The sequence below is a fragment of the Gordonia phthalatica genome (assembly GCF_001305675.1).
Lineage (GTDB): Bacteria > Actinomycetota > Actinomycetes > Mycobacteriales > Mycobacteriaceae > Gordonia > Gordonia phthalatica.
The window spans coordinates 991,972-1,011,330 of sequence record NZ_CP011853.1 but is presented as its reverse complement, the minus strand read 5'-3'; the positions used below and the strand labels follow the sequence as shown (position 1 = coordinate 1,011,330).

The window sequence follows — 19,359 nt, the reverse complement described above, 5'->3', positions numbered from 1 at the left end:
CAGACGAACGGCCTGTTAATTCGTCACAGTGACACAACCTGCGTGTCTGGACCCCCGTCGCGGGCCGGGCATGACCGGCTCTCCGTGCGGAGCATCAAATCCACCGGACGAAGGTGAACCAGTCGCCGGCGTAGTGATCGATCTTCATGTGCGAGGCATACTCGCGAGGCACACCTGACGGGAAAATGCCGAGTCCCGAGCTGCTGGCGAGCCCACTCGGCAGGAAGAGCAGACATGCGTCACCAGCGGATTCGACGCGCTCGATCCGGAACAGACCCGCCCTGACATCGGTGGCCGGAGTGCACGACGACGCGATCTCGCCGAGCGCGGTCCGCGACATCGAGAACTGCACATCGTTCACGATCCCACTCCAGAGGACGGCGGCGATCGGCACGAAGACCAAGATCGGGGCGATGATCGTGCCGGCGACTCGGCGATACCGCGCCAGCCCCACTGCGGAGAGGACCAGCCAGGCGGAGCCGAGGATGAGACCACCCCACACCACCGACATCAGCGGCCAGAAGAAGTCGATCAGATGAATGCTGCCGAGGACGACTGTCACTGCGCAGATCACTGCCAGCCCATAGATGACGTACAGCGTGACTCGCCACCATCGCGGCGGCGTGGGCGCGCCCGCCCTGCCTTCTCGCTCGCTCATGGAGATCCCCAAACCGCTGCTCCGCCACCAGGACTCGAACCTGGAATGCCTGAACCAAAATCAGGAGTGTTGCCATTACACCATGGCGGAATAGTGCGACCATGATTGTGCCATAGCGACTCGAGACCGGTGATCGGCGGCAGGCACTGGCACCCCATCGTCGACCTCGGTCTGAACACGCGCTTCACGCCCGACGCGTGCATTCCGCAGCTACCGCCGAGTACCATTCGTCGAGGCGGCCGCACCCACCAACGGCCGCGTCCTCATCGCCGTGGCGTGCCGTGCGCACGCCACGCTGAGGAGACCGAACGCGATCGAACTGCGGAGGGACCCGATTGATGCAAGAGCAGTCGACCGGAAGCGTCGCCGTCATCGTGTTGGCCGCAGGCGCCGGCACGCGGATGAAGTCCAAGACGCCGAAGATCCTGCACGAGATCGGCGGACGGACCCTCGTCGGTCATGCCCTGCACGGCGCGGCTGCGCTAAACCCCGACCATCTGGTCGCGGTCGTCAGCCATGAACGTGAACGCGTCTCCGCTGCGATCGGCGAGGTGGCTGCCGAACTGGGCCGCACCGTCACCATCGCCGAGCAGGATCAGCCGCTCGGCACCGGCGACGCCGCCCGCGCCGGGATGACCGGGCTCCCCGACGACTTCGACGGCACCGTCATCGTCACGGTGGCCGACGCTCCCCTGCTCGACGGCGACACCCTGTCCGCGCTGATCGCCGAGCACCTGCGGACCGATTCCGGCGAGGCCGCCGCCGTCACCCTCACCAGCTTCATCGCCGACGACCCCACCGGGTACGGCCGCATCGTCCGTGCGGGAGGGCCGGGCGTCGACGTCACCACCGCCGACGTCCTGGCGATCACCGAGCACAAGGACGCGAGCGAGACCGAACGCGCGATCACCGAAGTGAACGCCGGCATCTACGCCTTCTCCGCCGACATGCTGCGGACCGGCATCGCGAGCCTGTCCACCGACAACGCGCAGGGCGAGTACTACATCACCGACCTCGTGGCGATCGCCCGCGACGCCGGCCGCACCGTCCACGCCTTCACCGTCGACGACCCGAGCGTCGTCGCCGGCTGCAACGACCGCGCACAGCTCGCCGAACTCGGCACCGAGCTGAACCGCCGCATCGTCCGCCGTCACATGCTGGCCGGCGTCACCGTCGTCGACCCCGCCACCACGTGGATCGATGTCGACGTGGAGATCGGGCAGGACGTGCGGATCGAGCCGGGCACCCAGCTGCACGGTCGGTGCGTGATCGCCGACGACGCCGAGATCGGCCCCGACACCACGCTCACCGACGTCGTCATCGGCGCGGGCGCCAGCGTGGTCCGCACCCACGGATTCGAGGCCGTCATCGGCGCGGACGCGCACGTCGGTCCGTTCGCGTATCTCCGCCCCGGCACCGAGCTCGGCGTCGAGGGCAAGATCGGCGGCTTCGTCGAGACCAAGAACGCGAAGATCGGCAACGGCACCAAGGTTCCGCACCTGACCTACGTGGGCGACGCCGAGATCGGCGAGCACACCAACATCGGCGCGTCGAGCGTCTTCGTCAACTACGACGGCGTGAACAAGCACAAGACCGTGATCGGCTCGCACTGCCGTACCGGCAGCGACAACATGTTCGTCGCACCGCTCACGATCGGCGACGGCGTCTACACCGGTGCCGGTACCGTGCTGCGCGAGGACGTCCCCTCCGGCGCCCTCGCGGTGTCGTCCGGGCCGCAGCGCAACATCGAGGGCTGGGTCGCCAAGAAGCGTCCCGGCACCCCTGCCGCCGAGGCCGCGAGCGACGCCCAGCAGAATGAATAGCGAACTGCAGGTGACACCGCAGATTCACCAGACTCCCGACAATCATCAAGCCATCGCTGAGGAGAGAATGAGTCACCCATGACTTGGACGACCGACAACAAGAAGAATCTCATGCTGTTCGCCGGGCGGGCACACCCCGAACTGGCGCAGGCCGTGTCGGACGAGCTGGGCGTTCACCTCACCCCGCAGACGGCACGCGACTTCGCGAACGGCGAGATCTTCGTCCGCTTCGAGGAGTCGGTCCGCGGCAGCGACGCCTTCGTTCTGCAGAGCTGCCCGTACCCGATGAACCAGTGGGTCATGGAGACCCTCATCATGATCGACGCCCTGAAGCGCGGCTCGGCCAAGCGCATCACCGCGATCATCCCGTTCTACCCGTACGCGCGCCAGGACAAGAAGCACCGCGGTCGTGAGCCCATCTCGGCCCGCCTCATCGCCGATCTGTTCAAGACCGCAGGCGCCGACCGCATCGTCACCGTCGACCTGCACACCGACCAGATCCAGGGCTTCTTCGACGGCCCCGTCGACCACATGCACGCGCAGGGTCAGCTGGCCGAGTACGTCCGCAACAAGTACGGCACCGAGAACATCTGCGTGGTCTCCCCCGACGCCGGCCGCGTCAAGGTCGGCGAGAAGTGGGCCGACTCGCTCGACGGCGCACCGCTGGCGTTCGTGCACAAGACCCGCGATCCCGATGTGCCCAACCAGATCAAGTCGAACCGGGTGGTCGGCGACGTGGACGGCAAGACCTGCGTCCTGATCGACGACATGATCGACACCGGCGGCACCATCGCCGGCGCCGTCTCGGTCCTCAAGGACGCGGGTGCCGGTGACGTCATCATCGCCACCACGCACGGCGTCTTCTCCGACCCGGCCGCCGAGCGCCTCGCCAACTGCGGCGCCGTCGAGGTCATCGCGACCGACACGCTGCCGATCCCGGAGGAGAAGCGCTTCGAGAACCTGACGGTCCTCTCGATCGCGCCGCTGCTCGCTCAGACCATCATGGAGGTCTTCAAGAACGGCTCGGTCACGAGTCTGTTCGACGGCGTCGCCTGACGGCGAGCGCACCTCCGACGACCACGACGACGCCGGCCAGTGCCCAACCCGCGACCACCCACGGTGATCGCGTGAGGGACCGGCCGGCGTCGTCGTCGATTGCACTCCCGGCGATCGGATCCAGTCGCGGTCCCGCGGCCGCGGGCATCGGGCTCAGCGCGTTCAGGTTGGAGCACGAGTTGGCGGACCACGAGCCGATCGGAGAGTCGCCGTCCGGAGACGTCTGCTGGTAGAGGACCACCGACCGCTGCTCCCCGGCCGTCAGATCCAACCCGCACGCCGGCCCCTGAGACGCGGTCCAGATCTCGATCCGCTGGTGCACCCGGGTCTTGTAGGACGACGACACTTCGAAGACGTAGACCCGGCGCAATCCCTTCTCCCGCTGGGAGAGCGCCTTCCCGACGACGATGGCTTCGGCTCTCGCTGCGGTCTCCTCGGGCGTCGACGGCATGCAACTGCACGCGCAGGCCTCCCCCGCGCCCGCCCACGCGGCACCGGAAACGGTCACCGCCAGCAGCGCGACGGCCGCGAGGATCCGGCTGATCAGTCGAAGCATCATGGCCCGCGATGGTACGGAGGTCTCCGGTCGTCTGTCTGCGAACTCAGACGATGCTCAGTCACGCACCACGTACCGTGGACGTGTGGACGCGAAAATTTATCACAATCCCCGTTGCGTGACCTCCCGCAACGCCCTCGCCAAACTGCGCGACGCCGGCGTCGAACCGGAGATCGTCAAGTATCTCGACACCGGCTGGACCCGCGAGCAGTTGACCGCGATGTTCGACGCGGCAGGCCTCACTCCCGGTCAGGCGGCCCGCAAGCGGGAGAAGCTGTACAAGGAGATGAACCTCGCCGAGGCCTCCGACGAGCAGATCCTCGACGCGATGGTCGAGCACCCGGTACTGGTGGAGCGACCGTTCGTCGTCACCGAGAAGGGCACGCGGCTGGCGCGACCGCTCGACAAGATCGACGAACTGCTCTAGACCGCGCCACTGACCGGGTTCGGCAGCGGCTTGTGCAGGCCGGGTACGACGAGCGCGGCGACCGCGCGGACGAAGCCGCGGGTGCAGTTCCAGAAGTCGAAGTAGTCGCGCCACAGTGCGATCCGCCCCTCGCGGACCTCATTGCGGCCGCAGACCCAGAACTGAATGCGCAGCGGGCCGACCGTCAACTCGTCGATCCGTTCGGTCAGGACCACACCGTCGTCGTCGGCACTGATCGCGAGGACGGCGGCGTCGAACGCGATATGCTTCCCGTTCAGCGCCCGCATCACCGACGCGAAGCGCTGCTTGCCGCGCACGGTCGGCAGGGAGACGTTGGTGTAGACGATCTGCTCGTCGACGCGGTCGAGGGCGGCGTCGACCCGGCCCTGCGCGAGGTCTGCGAAGAAGGCGTGGACCAGTTCCGTCGGTTTCTCTGAGGTCATGCCCCGATGGTATTCTGGCTGGCGTTGTCTCGGCGAGGGTGAGAAGTCACCGTAATCGGCGCGACGGTGTGAAGTTTCCGGGCGGTGTTGCCGCCTGAAGTTCGCGGGCCGTGTGTGCAGACGTTGAGGCGCCACCACGAAGTATCCGAACCTGAGGTTCCTGGCCGCGACGCGTTCAGCGAACCCGTCCCACGAGGAGAATCGCATGGCTACCGCCCCGCAGCTCGCCACCACCATCCGCACCGACAAGGGCAAGGGCGCCGCCCGCCGCGCCCGCAACGCCGGCCAGGTTCCCGCCGTCCTGTACGGCCACGGCACCGACCCCAAGCACCTGCTGCTCCCGAACCGCGACCTCACCGCCATCCTGCGTAACAACGGCACCAACGCCGTCGTCGAGCTGGACATCGAGGGCGCCAAGCAGCTCGCCCTGACCAAGCAGGTCGACGTCCACCCGCTGCGCAACTACGTCGAGCACGTCGACCTCCTCATCGTCAAGCGTGGCGAGAAGGTCGTCGTCGAGGTCAACCTCCTCATTGAGGGCGATCCCTTCTCCGGCAGCCTGGTGGTCCAGGAGGCCAGCACCGTCGAGATCGAGGCCGACGCGCTGAGCATCCCCGAGCACATCGTCGTGTCGGTGGAGGGCCGCGAGCCCGGCGCACTGATCACCGCAGGCGATCTGGAACTGCCCGGAGGCTCCACCCTCATCACCGATCCCGAGGCCACCCTGGTCGCCGTCGAGGCTCCCCGGGCAGATGCCACCGAGGACGACGAGGACGACGAGGACGACGCCGAGGCCGCAGCGGAGTAAGTCCGCCGGAATCGACTGGACGCTGAGTGAAACTCATTGTCGGACTGGGTAACCCCGGTCCCGCCTACGAGAAGACCAGGCACAATGTCGGTGCCATGGTCGCCGACAGCCTAGTCTCCTCGTACGGCGAGAGCTTTTCCGTGCACAAGCGCTCCGGTGCGCTGACCGCCACCGTGCGGATCGGCGGCGAGCCGGTCATGGTCGCGAAGGCACGGACCTACATGAACGTCACCGGCCGACAGATCGGCCCGCTGGCGGCGTACTACTCCGTCAGCCCCGACGAGTTGATCGTGCTGCACGACGAGCTCGACATCGACTTCGGCGCGGTGCGCCTGAAGCAGGGCGGCGGTGAAGGCGGCCACAACGGCCTGCGCTCCATCTCCCAGACCGTCGGCACCCGCGATTACCTCCGCGTCCGGCTCGGCATCGGCCGCCCGCCCGGCAGGCAGGATCCCGCCGACTTCGTGTTGAAGCCCTTCCCCAGCGCCGCGAAGGCCGAGGTGGAACTGCTGGTCGCGAACGGCGTCGACGCCGCCGAACTCCTCGTGAAGCAGGGCCTGGAGGCCGCGCAGAACGTCGTACACGCCTGGTAGCGGCCCCGAAAGCGGGGAGTGCTGGGGGCGATCGCCGAAGCTCTACGACAAACTGTGACATTGAGCCGCTCTGTGCGGCTCAATGTCACAGTTTGTTGTGCGTCATACCGCCCTGCGGAGTTCAAGCGCCTCGATCAGCTCCCGCATGCAGCCGTCTGGGTCGTTGACGAGCCGCGCCCAGTTGTAACTCAGCGGCAGCCAGCTCTGCACCACCAGTCGGTTGCCCTTCTTCAGATCCCTGTCCCACCGGCGATGCCGCTTGTGGAACTTCCAGCCGTGGATCTCGACGCCGATCTGCTCCTGGGGCCACGGAAGTCCAGGCGGTACCCGCAGAAGGGGACCTGCTGGGTCCACCCGTCGATCTGGTACTCGCGCAGCAGCCTGGCGAACAACCGCTCGGCCTCCGACTCCGACGGATCCTCCGCCGCGTCCAACAGCATTCGGGCCCGCTGCATCCCGACTCCACCGGCGTTGCGTTCCAGGCTCCGCCGCAGATCAGTCAGGTGAACGCGACGCTCGTGCAGCGCGCGATCCATGATCTCGATGCCGTCCGCGTGCTCGGACGCCACCTGCAGCACGGTCAGAGGCAGATCGACGACCGGGAGGCCGCGGACGACGGTCAGATCTTCGGACGGGAACGACCGCCGTTTCGCGGCGGGCGACACCCGTTCTGGAGAGTTCCACGTTTCTTTGGACGCAGCGGGGGCGAAGCCGGTTCCACGACACGCCGAGGCCGCGGAATCCGGTGCGAGTTTCCGCGACCTCCTCCCGCAGCGGGCATCGATCCGCCATGATGTCACCGAAGTAGATCATTCGATCAAATCAGGTTTCGACGAAGGGCGACCGCCATGACCGCTGCCGATATCCGACATCGAGGTGTCCCCGTCCTGCCGCGACGGATCCGCTGGTCCGCAGCCACCGCGGCCTTCCAGATCGAAGGCGCTCGCAGCGAGGACGGCCGCGGCCCCTCGATCTGGGATCGGTGGGTCGACGCCCCGAACACGGTGATCGACGGCTCCACTGCCGAGCCCGGCCCCGATAGCTACCACCGCTGGCGCGAGGACGTCGCGCTGGCCGCCGACCTGGGACTGGACCGCTACCGCTTCTCCATCTCGTGGACGCGCGTGCAGCCCGACGGAACCGGCGGCCCCAACACCGCAGGCCTGGACTACTACTCGCGACTGGTCGACGGACTCCTGGACGCGGGGGTGACCCCGTTCCCGACGCTGTACCACTGGGACCTGCCGATCGCCGTCGACGACGCCGGCGGCTGGCTCTCCCGGGACACCGCGCAGCGGTTCGCCGACTACTCCGCGCTGGTGGTCGACCGACTCGGCGACCGGGTGAAGCACTGGTACACGATCAACGAGCCGGCGATGACCACGCTGCAGGGGTACGCAACCGGTGAACTCGCGCCCGGGCAGTTCCTGCTGTTCGACGCCCTCCCGACCGCGCATCATCAGCTGCTGGCGCACGGGCTGGCGGCCCGGGTCCTCCGCGGGGCGGGCGCCGAGGCCGTGGGCGTCGCCAACAATCACACGCGCGTCCTGCCGCTGCGTCCCGGCGACGCCGACCACGCGGCCGTCACCGCCTACGACCTCCTGCACAACCGGATCTTCGCCGACCCGATCCTCACCGGCACATATCCCGATCTGTCCGCGTTCGGCCTCGCCATGCCGATCCGCGACGGCGACATGGAGATCATCTCGGCGCGCCCCGACTTCTACGCTGTGAACTTCTACAACCCCACCACCGTCACCGCGCCGACCGGCGAGGACAACCCGATCCCGTTCGACATCGTCCCGACGCCCGGCGCACCGGTGACCGGATTCGGCGACGAGTGGCCGATCGTCCCGGGTGCGCTGCGCGACCTGCTGCTCGACTTCGCTCGGCGCTATCCCGGCCTGCCTCCGCTCATCGTCAGCGAGAACGGCGCGTCGTTCCCCGAACCCGACCGGGCGGCGTCGCCCTGCGACGTGGACCGGATCTCCTACCTCGACGGCCACATCCGCGCGGTCGGCGAAGCGATCGAGGCGGGCGCCGATGTGGAGGAGTACACGGTGTGGTCGCTGCTCGACAACTTCGAGTGGGCCGACGGCTTCACCCAGCGCTTCGGTCTGGTGCACGTCGACTTCGAGAGCGGCGCGCGGACGCCGAAGTCGTCGTACGACTGGTACGGCCGCGTCATCGCGGAGAACCGCGCATGACCCGGACCGGCCGCCGCTGGATGACCCTGTTCACGCTCGCGTGGCTGGTGATCTGGATGGCGCAGCTGACACCGCTGCAGCTGCTCCTCCCCCTGCAGCTGGACGCGCAGACCTCCGACGACGGCGACCGCTGGATCCACTCGGTGGTCGTCTCCGGCCTCATCCTCGGGATCGGCGGGTTGGTGGGCGTCATCGCCGGACCGCTTGCCGGTGCCGCCTCCGACCGCACCGACGGGTCACGCTTTCCCACGTGGCTCGGTGCACGACGCCGCGTGTGGGCGCTCGGCGGCTCGTGGGGCATGGCGATCTTCCTGGTCCTCACCGGGCTGGCGCATCAGCCGTGGCTGGTCGCGATCTGCTGGATCGGCGTCTCCGCGGCCGTCGCCGTCGCCTCGGCTGCGTTCACCGCCATGATCCCCGACCAGCTGCCACCCGACCGCCGCGGCACCGCATCGGCGGCCGTCGGTTCGTCCCAGGCGCTGGGCATCGTGCTGGGCGTCGGGACGATCGTCGTGCTGGGGCTCGACGTGCTCCCCGGCTATCTGGTGCTCGCGGTGCTGGTGGCAGCGGTCGGCACGTGGGCATCGTTCGGGCTCCCCGATCCGCGCGTGCCGCGGGTCGAGCTGGTGTCACCGGACGGTCGACGGTGGGCGTCGTTGCGCGACCGCGACTTCGGGTGGATGCTCGGCGGTCGCCTCGTCGGCAACATCGGGAACGCGCTCGGCACGTCGCTGTTCCTGTTCTTCCTGCTGTACGGGCTGCACCAGCCCAAGGACGACGCCGAGAACAACCTGCTGATCCTGATCGTCGTCTACACGATCTTCACGGTCGCCAGCTCCATCGTGTTCGGACTCGTCGCCGATCGGCGCGGGCACCGTCGAACGCTGACGGTGGTCGCCGCCTGCATCCAGGCGTGCGCGGGACTGGTGATCGTCGCGCACACGACCTTCGCCACGACGGTGGTCGCCGCGGCGTTGATGGGTGTCGGATACGGCGCGTTCATGACCGCGGGCCTCGCCTTCGCCACCGACCTGCTGCCCCACGCGGAGGACCACGGGCGCGACCTCGGCATCGTCAACGTGTCCGCCGCTCTCGGCCAACTGATCGGACCGATGCTCGGTGCCGGACTCGTGGCCGCGGTCGGCGGGTTCTGGTTGGTGTTCATCGCAGGGTCGGTGCTGTCGGTGATCGGCGCCGCGATGACGCTCGGCGCGCGCGAGAAGAACGTCGCGACAGCGTCTCATCAGACGACGTGACGGACGCACCACACCCCCAAGGCCATCCTGTGCTGACGGCCACGCAACACGGACGTAGAATTACCCGCGAGTATCCGGCGACCCCCACGCCGGACGTGACGACGAGGACGAATTATCTTGGCGACTCTGGTTACCCCTTCGGGCCACACGAACATCGCGATGCTCGGCATCGGCGCGTACCGACCGAAGCGTCTGATCACGAACGACCAGCTCTGCCGCGTGATGGACTCCTCCGACCAGTGGATCTACGAGCGCAGCGGCATCAAAGCCCGCCGGTGGATCAGTGGCGACGAGACCATGCGCAGCATGTCGGCCGCCGCCGCTGACCGCGCGATCATCAACTCCGGCATCGACCGCGAGAAGATCGGCATGCTGATCCTGGCCACCAGCAGCTGGCCCTGGAACGTGCCCCACGGCGCCCCCATCGTCGCCTACGACATCGGCCTCAACGGCATCCCCGCCTTCGACGTCGCCGCAGGCTGCGGCGGCTTCGGCTACGCCCTCGGGGTGGCCGCCGACGCGATCCGCGCGGGCAGCGCAGAGTACGTCGTCGTCATCGGCGTCGAGACCATGTCCGTGGGCCTCGACCCGCGCGACCGCAGCACCGGCTTCATCTTCGGCGACGGCGCCGGTGCCGTCGTGGTCGGCCCCAGCGAGGTAAACGGCATCGGGCCCATCGTGTCCGGCAGCGACGGCGAGAACGCCGAAGCGATCAAGCAGAACCACGACACCGTCGAATACATGGCGCGCGCCGTCGAATACCAGGGCAAGGATCCCGAGACCGACCCCGTCGGCCGCATGATCATCAAGATGGAGGGCCCGCGCGTCTTCCGCTGGGCCGCCGTCACCCTGCCGCGCGCCCTCACCAAGATGCTCACCGAGTCCGGTGCAGGCCCCGACGACATCGAGGTGTTCGTCCCTCACCAGGCCAACGCGCGCATCAACGACCTGATGAAGAAGAACCTCGGTCTCCCCGAGAACATCCCGATGGCCAACGACATCGAGACCACCGCCAACACCTCCGCCGCGTCGATCCCCCTCGCCATCGAGGAGATGCTCGCCACCGGCAAGGCGAAGGGCGGCGAGCTGGCCCTCATCCTCGGCTTCGGTGCCGGCCTGAGCTACGCGGGCACCGTCGCGACGCTGCCGCCTGCTCCCAAGGTGACGTCGTTCGATGGGTTGGACGATGCTGAGCCCGGTGCGCTGGCGGTGCATTTGGCTGGGATCGTCGACTGATCGTTCAGCGTTCCTGATTCGTTGCCCGGACCGTCCCCGACCTCAATCCCGTTGTCGGGCTTGCGCACCGACTCGGCATTCTGTTGTTCGATCTTGGATTCGCTGTCAGTGCAGTCTCGCCTCGTGGACGGCGCGGTCGAAGACCGGGACGTCGCCGTCGCGCAGGGTCTGCGCCAGGGACGGGTCCGCCAGGTGGAGGCGGCCGACGGCGATGAGGTCGATCTCGCCGGACTCCAGCAGGGCGTGGACGTTGTCGATGGAGGCCGACTCCGCGGGGCCCTCGTCGCGCAGCGACTTCGTGAGGCCCACACTGCCGACGGCCATGCTCCGCGCACCGGTCAACTTCTTCGCCCACCCGGCCAGGGTCAGCGGGCTGCCGTCGAACGCGGGCAGGTCGAAGCGGCGGCAGCTGGCGTCGAAGACGTCGACGCCGGCGTCGGCCAGCGCGCACAGGATCACGCCCAACTCCTCCGGAGTGTCGGCGATCCGCGCCAAGTAGTCCTGCTGCTTGTGCTGGGAGAAGCGATAGAAGATCGGGAGGTCGTCGCCGATCTCCGCGCGAATCGCGCGGACCACGGCGACCGGGAAGCGGGTGCGCCGCTCCAGGTCGCCGCCCCACTCGTCGTCCCGACGGTTAGTGTCGGCCCAGAGGAACGCGTCGAGCAGGTAGCCGTGCCCGGCATGGATGGCGATGCCGTCGAAGCCCACCTCGACCGCGTTGCGCGCCGACCGCACGTAGGCGGCGATCACGTCGTCGATGTCGGCCTGCGTCATCGCGGCCACCGGGACGGCGCTGGCGTCGATGTACTCCTGCGAGTACACCGTCTTGCCGGGAGTGCCCCACAGACCGGACGGGCGCATGGGGCGCACCGCCGGATCGACGTCGGCCATCGCACCCCACAGCGGGCCGACGTGCCAGAGCTGCGGAATGATCCGGCCGCCCGCGGCGTGGACGTCGTCGACCACCGTGCGCCACCCGGCGAGCGCCTCCTCGCCGTGCAGGCGCGGGACCGACGGGCTGTCGACAGCACTCGGGTGGTCGATCGCGACGCCCTCGGTCACGATCAGTCCGGTCCCGCCGACCGCGCGGCGGGTGTAGTACGCGGCGACGTCCGGTCCGGGCACGCCGTTCGGCGAGTACTCGCGGGTCATCGGCGACATCACGATCCGGTTCGGGACCTGAAGCGACCGCACGGTCAACGGAGAGAACAACGAGGTCACAGGAACGTCACTCACAGCGGCATCACATCGATCATCATGGCTCGACCCTCTCGCACGCCCACCGTGCCGGACAATCCGCGATTCCAGTGACCGGACAGTGCGTCCGGTCACTGGAACATCCCCTTGTCCCACCGGTCCGACGCTGCGAGGTTGAGACCATGACTTCTGAACTCACCCTCAGCATTGCGGAGCAACTCCAGGCCATCGAGGAGATCAAGCGGACGTTCTGCGCCCGCCTGCGCTGCATGGACAACAAGCAGTGGGAGATCTACCCGACGCTGCACACCGACGACGTGGTCTCCGAGACCTGGGGCGGACTGCCGGAGGACAAGCAGCCGAAGACCGGCGACACCTCGAACCGCATCGTCGGCAAGGAGAAGCTGACCCAGGCCATCAGCACCTTCCTGGACGGCGACACCAAGGTGACCACCGTGCACCACGGCCACATGCCGGAGATCACGCTGACCTCGGACACCACCGCCACCGGCATCTGGGTGATGGAGGACAAGCTGTGGTGGACCAACGGCGACCACGAGGAGCACCTCCACGGCTACGGCCACTACCACGAGGAGTACCGCAAGGAGAACGGTCGCTGGCTGATCAGCTACCGCCGCCTCAGCCGCCTCCGCGAGGACGTGACGCCGAACTACTTCGACTACGCGAAGGCGCTGTAGTCGTCGACCCACACGAAAGGGGCCGGACCGCATGGTCCGGCCCCTTCTCGTCTACGGGTCAGGCGTTCTCCTTGCGGAAGACGCTGGTCCCCCACCATCCGCCGAGGGCGCTGAGCACCACCGCGGCCAGCAGGCCCCAGCCGACGCTGGAGGCCGCGATGTCGCCCAGGAAGGACGACCGCACCGCGTCGACGATCCACCGGAACGGCATGAAGTCCGACACCCGCTTCAGCCACGCCGGCCCCAGCGTCATCGGCAGCAGAATGCCCGACAGCAGCAGGATCGGCATCAGCAGCATGTTGAGGACCGGCGCCATCACGTCCTCGCTCTTGGTGGTGAGCGCCAGGGCGTTCGACGCCGCCGCGCACGCGCCGCCGACCAGCAGGGTGATGACGATGCCGATGATCACGCCGACCACCGACCCGCGCATACCCATCGCGAAACCGAGACCCACCAGAATCAGCGCCTGCACCAGGAGCTGCAGCAGATCGCGGAGCAGTCGACCGAACAGCAGCGCCGTCCGGCTGGCCGGGGTCACGCGTTCGGCTTCGATGACGCCTTCGCGCCATTCACCGATGAGGCCGAAGCCGGCGAACATCGCGCCGAACATGCCGAGCTGCACCAGCAGACCGGGGACCAGGAAGGTGTAGGCGTTGTCGCCCGCACCCGGGAACTGCTCGACGAGCGGTTTCAGCAGCGGCCCGAACAGGACCAGATACATCACCGGCTGCATGATCCCGATCAGCACCCAGGCGGGGTTGCGCAGGTTCATCCGCAGCTGACGGCGGAACACGATGTACGACTCACGCAGGAATCTCATCGGACACCTCCTCGGTGTCGGCACCGGCCTCGGCGTCGCGCAGGCTGCGGCCGGTCAGGGTCAGGAAGACGTCGTCGAGCGTCGGGCGCATGATCTCGATGGAGTCGAGGGTGTCGCCCGCGGATTCGAGGTCGCGCAGCAGCCCGGGGATCACCTTCGCCGAGCCCCGCAGCCGGGCGCGGACGCCGAACCCCGCCGCCTCGATCTCTGTGGCACCGACCTGTTCCAGCCGCTGCGCGGCGTGCGCCACCGGCCCGGCCGCCGTGAACTCCAGGTGCACCAGGTCGCCGGAGACCTGCGACTTCAGGTTCTCCGGGGTATCCGCGGCGACGATGACGCCGTTGTCGATGATGATGATCCGATCGGACAGGGCATCGGCCTCGTCGAGGTAGTGGGTGGTCAGGAAGACCGTCGCGCCGCGCTCGGTCCGCAGCTTGGCGATGTGCTCCCACAGGTTGGCGCGGGCCTGCGGGTCGAGGCCGGTGGTCGGCTCGTCCAGGAAGACCAGCGTCGGATCGTGGATGAGGCCCATCGCGATGTCGAGGCGACGGCGCTGGCCGCCGGACATGTTCTTCGGCATCCGATCCCACAGGCCGTCGAGCTGCAGCTGCGAGAACAGCTCCTTGCCACGGGCGACGGCGTCCCGGCGACTCATGCCGTAGAGCTGGCCGTGGTCGGCCACCTCGTCGCCGGCGAGTGCCTGGGAGAACGTCGACCCCATCTGGGAGACGTACCCGATGCTGCGTCGGACCTGCACCGATTCGGTGACGACGTCGAAACCGTTGACGGTCGCGGTGCCCGCGGTCGGTCGCAGCAGCGTGGTCAGCATCCGGAGCGTGGTGGTCTTGCCCGCACCGTTGGGGCCGAGGAAGCCGACGACCTCCCCCTCGGCGATGTCGAGGTCGACACCTGCGACGGCGCGCACCTCCCGTTGGTTCTTGCCCTTGCCGGTCACGAATGTCGCCGCGAGTCCGCGCGCGTGAATCATTCGTCGCCCCTTCCTGCGATCAAGCATTAGTCAAATTTGACTAAGCCAGTGTGCGACGGTCACTCCACCGGTGTCAACGGATTTTCTACTCGCCGGCTCTGCCGAGCTCCGCGAGGTACCGCGCACGGTCGTCGACCATCTGATAGCCGGGGTCGTCCGATGGCGGACTCCAGCGTCCGGTGCCGTCGAAAGCGAGGGCGCCGTCGTCGATGTCGGCGAGGACCCCGTCGAGCCAGTGGAGTTCCACCTCGGCGAAGCTCTTCCAGAGCTCCAGGCTGCGCACGGCATGCGGCGGCGCGTAGGGGTCGGTGCCCGCCGGCGGCAGGATGTGGCCGATCTTCCCTGCCAACTCGACCCGACGGGCGCGGAGCGCTTCGGTCGCCCTGGCGGTGCCGAGCATCGGAAGCAGTCCGAACGCGGCTTGGAAGGCGTGGCGGTCGAAGATGTTGACCTCGACGATCGCAGCGATGACCGCCTCCTCCAGCGTCGCCCTCCCCTCGCGGGTGAGTTGGTAGACCACCACCTCGCGGCCGTCGTCGGCGAGCGTGCGATCGGCGAGGAGCCCTTGATCGGCGAGGGTGCGGAGGCCGTGATAGATCGAGCCCGGTTTGATGCTGGCCCATTCGTCGACTCGCCACGACAGCAGCTCGCGTCGGATCTGGTAGCCGTTGACCGGCTCGAACAGTCCGACCGCGCCGAGCAGTAACAGCCGGGTGGTCGATACAGACATAGAAGTAACGGTAATCGTCGCGCACAGGAAGAGCCGCCGACACGGCAGATGCGAACTCACACAGGCCTACTCGCGAGTTCTACTTCCCGGTAACCGGCGGGCCGTGAGACGGTCGGGAAAAGCGTGTGTTCCCGCGCACGCCGACAATTGGGAGACTCACGTATGAACGAACTGCCCGAAGCTGTAGGCGTCCGCAAGATCGGCATGCTGGGGATCGGCGCGTACCGACCCGAGCGCGTCGTCACCAACGACGAGATCTGCGAGACCATCGACTCATCCGACGAGTGGATCTACACCCGCACCGGCATCAAGAGTCGGCGCTTCGCGCGGCGCGACGAGACCGTCGTCGAGATGGGCGTCAACGCGGGCCGCAAGGCGATCGCGAACGCGCTGCTGTCGGGGTCGGACATCGACGCAGTCATTCTCGCCACCAACACGCACCTGCTGCTGACGCCTGCGGGGGCGACGGCCATCGCCACCGAGCTGGGCGCGAACGGCGTCCCGGCGTTCGACGTGACCGTCGGCTGCGCAGGCTTCGGGTACGCGATGTCGCTGGCCGCCGACATGGTGCGCGGCGGTTCGGCCAGCCACGTCCTGGTGATCGGTGCCGAGCAGTTGTCGGTCGCGCTGGACATGACCGATCGCACCAACTGCTTCATCTTCGGCGACGGCGCCGCTGCGGTGGTCGTGGGTCCGACCGAGCAGCAGGAACTGGGTCCGGTGGTCTGGGGCAGCGACGGCACCCAGTTCAACGCGATCCGCCAGGACATCGACTGGATCAGTTACATGGACGGCGGCGACATCGAGAACCGCCCCTACCTGCGCCTCGAGGGCACCGCCGTGTTCCGCTGGGCCGCGTTCGAGATGGGCAAGGCCGCGCAGCGCGCCCTCGACGTCGCGAAGGTCGACGCCTCCGAGATCGACGTCTTCGTCCCCCACCAGGCCAACTCGCGCATCAACGAACTCCTCGCCCGCAGCCTGAAGTTCCCGGAGTCGACGGTCATCGCCAACGACATCGAGAAGACCGGCAACACCTCCGCCGCGTCCATCCCCCTCGCGATGGAGGACCTCCTCTCGACCGGTGCCGCCAAGCCCGGCGACACCGCCCTCCTCCTCGGCTACGGCGCCGGCCTCAGCTACGCCGCCCAGGTCGTGAAGATGCCGCCGATTCCGTTCGAATAGACCGGAGGCGACGGAAGACAAGCGACGGAACACCCGATTCCCAACACGGCACAGCCGTCGATGGTGCCGCACCATTTGTCGACCAGTCGCACCACTTGTGTCTCCCGCACTCGGTCGCGACCGAGTGCGGGAGACAGAACTGGTGCGACGAGGCGCGAAGTGGTGCGGGAAGACCGCCGAGCATCGTATGCGGGCGGCACCGGAGGAGTCGGTTACGTGGTGGACGGACCGGCGGTTGCGTTCCAGCGTCCCTCACCACGATCTCGTCCGACGCCTCGGCCTTCGGCCTCGGACGTCGGCTCGATCTGTCGCTCCGCTCCAATTTCCCGGTTACCACGGCAAACCGTTAGCGTAGACGGGTGAGTTCCGAGGTCATCAGTCGTGAAGTAAAGCGCCGTCGTACGTTCGCCATCATCTCCCACCCGGATGCCGGTAAGTCGACGATGACCGAGGCGTTGGCGCTGCACGCGCACATGATCAGTGAGGCCGGCGCGGTCCACGGCAAGGGCAGTCGACGGGCGACGGTCTCGGACTGGATGGAGATGGAGAAGGCGCGCGGCATCTCCGTGACGTCGACGGCACTGCAGTTCAACTACACGCCCGAGTCGTCGACGGCGCCGCTGCCGAACGTCATCAACCTCGTCGACACCCCCGGTCACTCCGACTTCTCGGAGGACACCTACCGCGTGCTGACCGCGGTCGACGCCGCCGTGATGCTGATCGACGCGGCGAAGGGCCTGGAGCCGCAGACGCTGAAGCTGTTCCAGGTGTGCCGCCACCGCGGCATCCCGGTGATCACCGTGGTGAACAAGTGGGACCGCCCCGGCCAGACGCCTCTGGAGCTGATCGACGAGATCAGCGAGCGCATCGGCCTCATCCCGACGCCCCTGTACGTGCCGGTCGGCATCGCAGGCGACTACCGCGGTCTGCTGGACCGACGCACCGGCGAGTACATCCACTTCGAGCGCACGGCCGGCGGAGCGAAGATCGCCCCCGAGATCCTGATGAACGCCGACGAGGCCGCCGAGCGCGAGGGCGACGCCTGGACCGAGGCGCAGGAGGAGGACCAGCTCCTGTCCGAGCTCGGCCAGAACCACGACCAGGAGATGTTCCTGGCCGGGCAGACGTCGCCGATGATCTTCACCTCCGCGATGCTGAACTTCGGCGTCCGGCAGCTGCTCGACGCGCTCGTCGAGTTCGCGCCGCCGCCGCACGGCCGCGAGAGCATCGACGGCGACGAGCGCGAGGTCACCGACCCGTTCAGCGCCGTCGTCTTCAAGGTGCAGGCAGGCATGGACAGCAGCCACCGCGACCGCCTCGCCTACATGCGCATCGTGTCCGGCGAGTTCGAGCGCGGCATGGTCGTCACCCACGCGCAGACCGGCAAGCCGTTCGCCACCAAGTACGCGCAGGCGGTCTTCGGGCGCGACCGCTCCACGGTCGACAACGCCTACCCCGGCGACGTCGTCGGCCTGGTCAACGCGATGGCGCTGGCTCCCGGCGACACCCTGTACATGGATTCCAAGGTGCAGTTCCCGCCGATCCCGTCGTTCGCGCCCGAGCACTTCTCGGCGCTGCGCGTGACGACCGCCGACAAGTACAAGCAGTTCCGCAAGGCCGTCGACCAGATGGACGCCGAGGGCGTGGTCCAGGTGCTGCGCAACGACATCCGCGGCGACGCCTCCCCCGTCATGGCTGCGGTGGGCCCCATGCAGTTCGAGGTCGTGACCGCACGCATGAAGGCCGAGTTCAACGTCGACACCATCGTCGAGCCACTCGGCTACTCGATCGCCCGCCGCACCGACGAGGCCAGCGCGCCCGAGTTGAACCGGCAGCGCGGCGTGGAGGTCTTCACCCGCAGCGACGGCGCGATCCTGGCGCTCTTCTCCGACAAGTGGCGTCTGCAGTACATCGAGAAGGAGCACTCGGATCTTCTGCTGGAACCGCTGGTCGCAGCAGCCGACTGATCCGATGACGCGCATCCGACCGATCTCGATCGCAGCTCTCGCGGGCGCCATGCTGATGCTGGCCGCCTGCAACGACGGCACGACCTCCGCACCGAGCAGTACCGAGACGCCACCGCCCCTGATCAAGACGTCGACCAAGGTCCTCAAGGACGCCGCGTGCACGACGACGCCGACCGCCGGCGAGATCGTCCGCAGCGGATACGGGCTCGACTACGCCCACGGCGCCATCAGGATCTCCGTCGCGCCGGTCGACGGGCCCGCCCGCTGCCTGCAGTTCGCCAAGTCGGGTCCCACGAACCCGAACGTGCCACCCGACACGCTCCTGTTCACCTTCGCCGGCGACCGCGGTGAGGGCGCCCAACTGGAGTTCCTGGCCGTCGACTTGGCGGGTGCCATCCTCCCGTGGCCCCGCGGTGCCACCGCTCGCGTCCCCGGCTCCCCGATCACCTCCACGATCGGTGTGTCCATCGACGGCGTCTACTACACGTCGCCGACCTGCACGCTGAAACTGCAGACGGTCACCGCTAAGAAGGCGTCCGGCCGCTTCGACTGCCCGCAGGCCATCGCGCAGACCGCCAACCCGCTGGACCCGAACGACGACATCACCTACGACGACGAGTCGACGGTCCCGACCGACCCCGCGCAGCCGCCCGCACCGACCGACCAGACCAAGACGGCTGCCCTGTCGGGGCTGTTCGAGGTGGAGAAGTAGCG

The 19,359-nt window shown here is 67.9% G+C and carries 20 protein-coding genes and 1 tRNA gene; 12 read left to right on the top strand and 9 right to left on the bottom strand.

The features are described 5' to 3' along the window. Window positions 1-94: 94 nt before the first annotated feature. Window positions 95-658 (bottom strand): hypothetical protein, encoded by a 564-nt coding sequence (locus tag ACH46_RS04710; protein WP_157851005.1) that lies wholly within the window; start codon window positions 656-658, stop codon window positions 95-97. Window positions 659-677: 19 nt separating this feature from the next. Then, a tRNA-Gln gene (locus tag ACH46_RS04705) sits at window positions 678-748 on the bottom strand. Between the two features lie 248 nt (window positions 749-996). On the opposite strand from ACH46_RS04705, the gene glmU reads away from it, so the two are divergent. Together glmU and ACH46_RS04695 are read left to right on the top strand one after the other, a co-directional pair. Then, complete coding sequence (gene glmU, locus ACH46_RS04700) at window positions 997-2,481, top strand: bifunctional UDP-N-acetylglucosamine diphosphorylase/glucosamine-1-phosphate N-acetyltransferase GlmU (RefSeq protein WP_062391906.1); 1,485 nt, start codon at window positions 997-999, stop codon at window positions 2,479-2,481. Between the two features lie 78 nt (window positions 2,482-2,559). Continuing rightward, window positions 2,560-3,537: a ribose-phosphate diphosphokinase gene (locus ACH46_RS04695; protein WP_062391905.1), complete on the top strand. Its 978-nt coding sequence runs from the start codon at window positions 2,560-2,562 to the stop codon at window positions 3,535-3,537. On the opposite strand, the gene ACH46_RS04690 is transcribed toward ACH46_RS04695, so the two are convergent. After that, window positions 3,509-4,096, bottom strand: coding sequence for a hypothetical protein (locus ACH46_RS04690; RefSeq protein ID WP_062391904.1), 588 nt, complete (start codon window positions 4,094-4,096; stop codon window positions 3,509-3,511). The two genes, ACH46_RS04695 and ACH46_RS04690, sit on opposite strands and share 29 nt — an antisense overlap. Before the next feature lie 82 nt (window positions 4,097-4,178). Between ACH46_RS04690 and arsC the strand changes: the two genes are divergently transcribed. Continuing rightward, window positions 4,179-4,520 carry an arsenate reductase (glutaredoxin) gene (arsC, locus tag ACH46_RS04685; protein WP_062391903.1) on the top strand — a complete coding sequence of 114 codons (342 nt, stop codon included), beginning with the start codon at window positions 4,179-4,181 and terminating at the stop codon, window positions 4,518-4,520. Here arsC and ACH46_RS04680 read toward each other — a convergent pair. Next, entirely contained in the window at window positions 4,517-4,963 is a 447-nt protein-coding gene (locus tag ACH46_RS04680; protein ID WP_062391902.1) for a limonene-1,2-epoxide hydrolase family protein, read from the bottom strand. The two genes, arsC and ACH46_RS04680, sit on opposite strands and share 4 nt — an antisense overlap. Window positions 4,964-5,168: 205 nt before the next feature. Here ACH46_RS04680 and ACH46_RS04675 point away from each other — a divergent pair, with 205 nt between their 5' ends. Beyond that, window positions 5,169-5,771: a 50S ribosomal protein L25/general stress protein Ctc gene (locus tag ACH46_RS04675; RefSeq protein WP_062391901.1), complete on the top strand. Its 603-nt coding sequence runs from the start codon at window positions 5,169-5,171 to the stop codon at window positions 5,769-5,771. A 26-nt stretch (window positions 5,772-5,797) separates the two neighbouring features. After that, a complete protein-coding gene (pth, locus tag ACH46_RS04670; RefSeq protein ID WP_062391900.1) occupies window positions 5,798-6,364 on the top strand; it encodes an aminoacyl-tRNA hydrolase in 567 nt (188 codons plus the stop codon). Between the two features lie 230 nt (window positions 6,365-6,594). Here the strand turns inward: pth and ACH46_RS04665 are convergent, their stop codons facing one another. After that, on the bottom strand, window positions 6,595-7,029 hold the full coding sequence (locus ACH46_RS04665; RefSeq protein WP_062391899.1) for a hypothetical protein: 435 nt from the start codon (window positions 7,027-7,029) through the stop codon (window positions 6,595-6,597). A gap of 183 nt (window positions 7,030-7,212) precedes the next feature. Between ACH46_RS04665 and ACH46_RS04660 the strand changes: the two genes are divergently transcribed. The 3 genes from ACH46_RS04660 to ACH46_RS04650 all read left to right on the top strand — a co-directional run bounded on the left by ACH46_RS04660 (window position 7,213) and on the right by ACH46_RS04650 (window position 11,063). Next, entirely contained in the window at window positions 7,213-8,571 is a 1,359-nt protein-coding gene (locus ACH46_RS04660; protein WP_062391898.1) for a GH1 family beta-glucosidase, read from the top strand. Next, window positions 8,568-9,827, top strand: a complete 1,260-nt coding sequence (locus ACH46_RS04655) for an MFS transporter (protein WP_062391897.1) — start codon at window positions 8,568-8,570, stop codon at window positions 9,825-9,827. Before ACH46_RS04660 ends, ACH46_RS04655 begins: the two co-directional genes overlap by 4 nt. A gap of 159 nt (window positions 9,828-9,986) precedes the next feature. After that, a complete protein-coding gene (locus tag ACH46_RS04650; RefSeq protein ID WP_120298695.1) occupies window positions 9,987-11,063 on the top strand; it encodes a beta-ketoacyl-ACP synthase 3 in 1,077 nt (358 codons plus the stop codon). Window positions 11,064-11,168: 105 nt separating this feature from the next. On the opposite strand, the gene ACH46_RS04645 is transcribed toward ACH46_RS04650, so the two are convergent. Beyond that, window positions 11,169-12,224, bottom strand: coding sequence for an oxidoreductase (locus ACH46_RS04645; protein WP_417935294.1), 1,056 nt, complete (start codon window positions 12,222-12,224; stop codon window positions 11,169-11,171). A 218-nt stretch (window positions 12,225-12,442) separates the two neighbouring features. On the opposite strand from ACH46_RS04645, the gene ACH46_RS04640 reads away from it, so the two are divergent. Further along, window positions 12,443-12,958, top strand: a complete 516-nt coding sequence (locus ACH46_RS04640; RefSeq protein WP_062391894.1) for a nuclear transport factor 2 family protein — start codon at window positions 12,443-12,445, stop codon at window positions 12,956-12,958. Between the two features lie 58 nt (window positions 12,959-13,016). Here the strand turns inward: ACH46_RS04640 and ACH46_RS04635 are convergent, their stop codons facing one another. The 3 genes from ACH46_RS04635 to ACH46_RS04625 all read right to left on the bottom strand — a co-directional run bounded on the left by ACH46_RS04635 (window position 13,017) and on the right by ACH46_RS04625 (window position 15,496). Continuing rightward, window positions 13,017-13,778 (bottom strand): ABC transporter permease, encoded by a 762-nt coding sequence (locus ACH46_RS04635; RefSeq protein WP_062391893.1) that lies wholly within the window; start codon window positions 13,776-13,778, stop codon window positions 13,017-13,019. Then, window positions 13,762-14,766 (bottom strand): ATP-binding cassette domain-containing protein, encoded by a 1,005-nt coding sequence (locus tag ACH46_RS04630; protein WP_062391892.1) that lies wholly within the window; start codon window positions 14,764-14,766, stop codon window positions 13,762-13,764. The genes ACH46_RS04635 and ACH46_RS04630 overlap by 17 nt, the downstream gene beginning before the upstream one ends. A gap of 85 nt (window positions 14,767-14,851) precedes the next feature. Then, window positions 14,852-15,496: a PadR family transcriptional regulator gene (locus ACH46_RS04625; RefSeq protein WP_062391891.1), complete on the bottom strand. Its 645-nt coding sequence runs from the start codon at window positions 15,494-15,496 to the stop codon at window positions 14,852-14,854. Between the two features lie 162 nt (window positions 15,497-15,658). Between ACH46_RS04625 and ACH46_RS04620 the strand changes: the two genes are divergently transcribed. The 3 genes from ACH46_RS04620 (at window position 15,659) to ACH46_RS04610 (ending at window position 19,357) form a co-directional block, all read left to right on the top strand. Beyond that, window positions 15,659-16,678 carry a beta-ketoacyl-ACP synthase III gene (locus ACH46_RS04620; RefSeq protein ID WP_062391890.1) on the top strand — a complete coding sequence of 340 codons (1,020 nt, stop codon included), beginning with the start codon at window positions 15,659-15,661 and terminating at the stop codon, window positions 16,676-16,678. 359 nt (window positions 16,679-17,037) lie between these two features. Further along, window positions 17,038-18,645: a peptide chain release factor 3 gene (locus ACH46_RS04615; RefSeq protein WP_062391889.1), complete on the top strand. Its 1,608-nt coding sequence runs from the start codon at window positions 17,038-17,040 to the stop codon at window positions 18,643-18,645. A gap of 4 nt (window positions 18,646-18,649) precedes the next feature. Then, entirely contained in the window at window positions 18,650-19,357 is a 708-nt protein-coding gene (locus ACH46_RS04610; RefSeq protein WP_226995762.1) for a hypothetical protein, read from the top strand. Window positions 19,358-19,359 lie beyond the last annotated feature (2 nt).

Bases quoted from the DNA above. Each gene is read 5' to 3' on its own strand.
- ACH46_RS04650 (WP_120298695.1), top strand. From the start codon at position 9,987: ATGCTCGGCATCGGCGCGTACCGACCGAAGCGTCTGATCACGAACGAC.
- ACH46_RS04710 (WP_157851005.1), bottom strand. From the start codon at position 658: ATGAGCGAGCGAGAAGGCAGGGCGGGCGCGCCCACGCCGCCGCGATGG.
- ACH46_RS04610 (WP_226995762.1), top strand. From the start codon at position 18,650: ATGACGCGCATCCGACCGATCTCGATCGCAGCTCTCGCGGGCGCCATG.
- ACH46_RS04645 (WP_417935294.1), bottom strand. From the start codon at position 12,224: ATGTCGCCGATGACCCGCGAGTACTCGCCGAACGGCGTGCCCGGACCG.
- ACH46_RS04675 (WP_062391901.1), top strand. From the start codon at position 5,169: ATGGCTACCGCCCCGCAGCTCGCCACCACCATCCGCACCGACAAGGGC.
- ACH46_RS04635 (WP_062391893.1), bottom strand. From the start codon at position 13,778: ATGAGATTCCTGCGTGAGTCGTACATCGTGTTCCGCCGTCAGCTGCGG.
- glmU (WP_062391906.1), top strand. From the start codon at position 997: ATGCAAGAGCAGTCGACCGGAAGCGTCGCCGTCATCGTGTTGGCCGCA.
- ACH46_RS04625 (WP_062391891.1), bottom strand. From the start codon at position 15,496: ATGTCTGTATCGACCACCCGGCTGTTACTGCTCGGCGCGGTCGGACTG.
- ACH46_RS04660 (WP_062391898.1), top strand. From the start codon at position 7,213: ATGACCGCTGCCGATATCCGACATCGAGGTGTCCCCGTCCTGCCGCGA.
- ACH46_RS04630 (WP_062391892.1), bottom strand. From the start codon at position 14,766: ATGATTCACGCGCGCGGACTCGCGGCGACATTCGTGACCGGCAAGGGC.
- ACH46_RS04680 (WP_062391902.1), bottom strand. From the start codon at position 4,963: ATGACCTCAGAGAAACCGACGGAACTGGTCCACGCCTTCTTCGCAGAC.
- ACH46_RS04620 (WP_062391890.1), top strand. From the start codon at position 15,659: ATGAACGAACTGCCCGAAGCTGTAGGCGTCCGCAAGATCGGCATGCTG.
- ACH46_RS04655 (WP_062391897.1), top strand. From the start codon at position 8,568: ATGACCCGGACCGGCCGCCGCTGGATGACCCTGTTCACGCTCGCGTGG.
- ACH46_RS04640 (WP_062391894.1), top strand. From the start codon at position 12,443: ATGACTTCTGAACTCACCCTCAGCATTGCGGAGCAACTCCAGGCCATC.
- ACH46_RS04695 (WP_062391905.1), top strand. From the start codon at position 2,560: ATGACTTGGACGACCGACAACAAGAAGAATCTCATGCTGTTCGCCGGG.
- ACH46_RS04690 (WP_062391904.1), bottom strand. From the start codon at position 4,096: ATGATGCTTCGACTGATCAGCCGGATCCTCGCGGCCGTCGCGCTGCTG.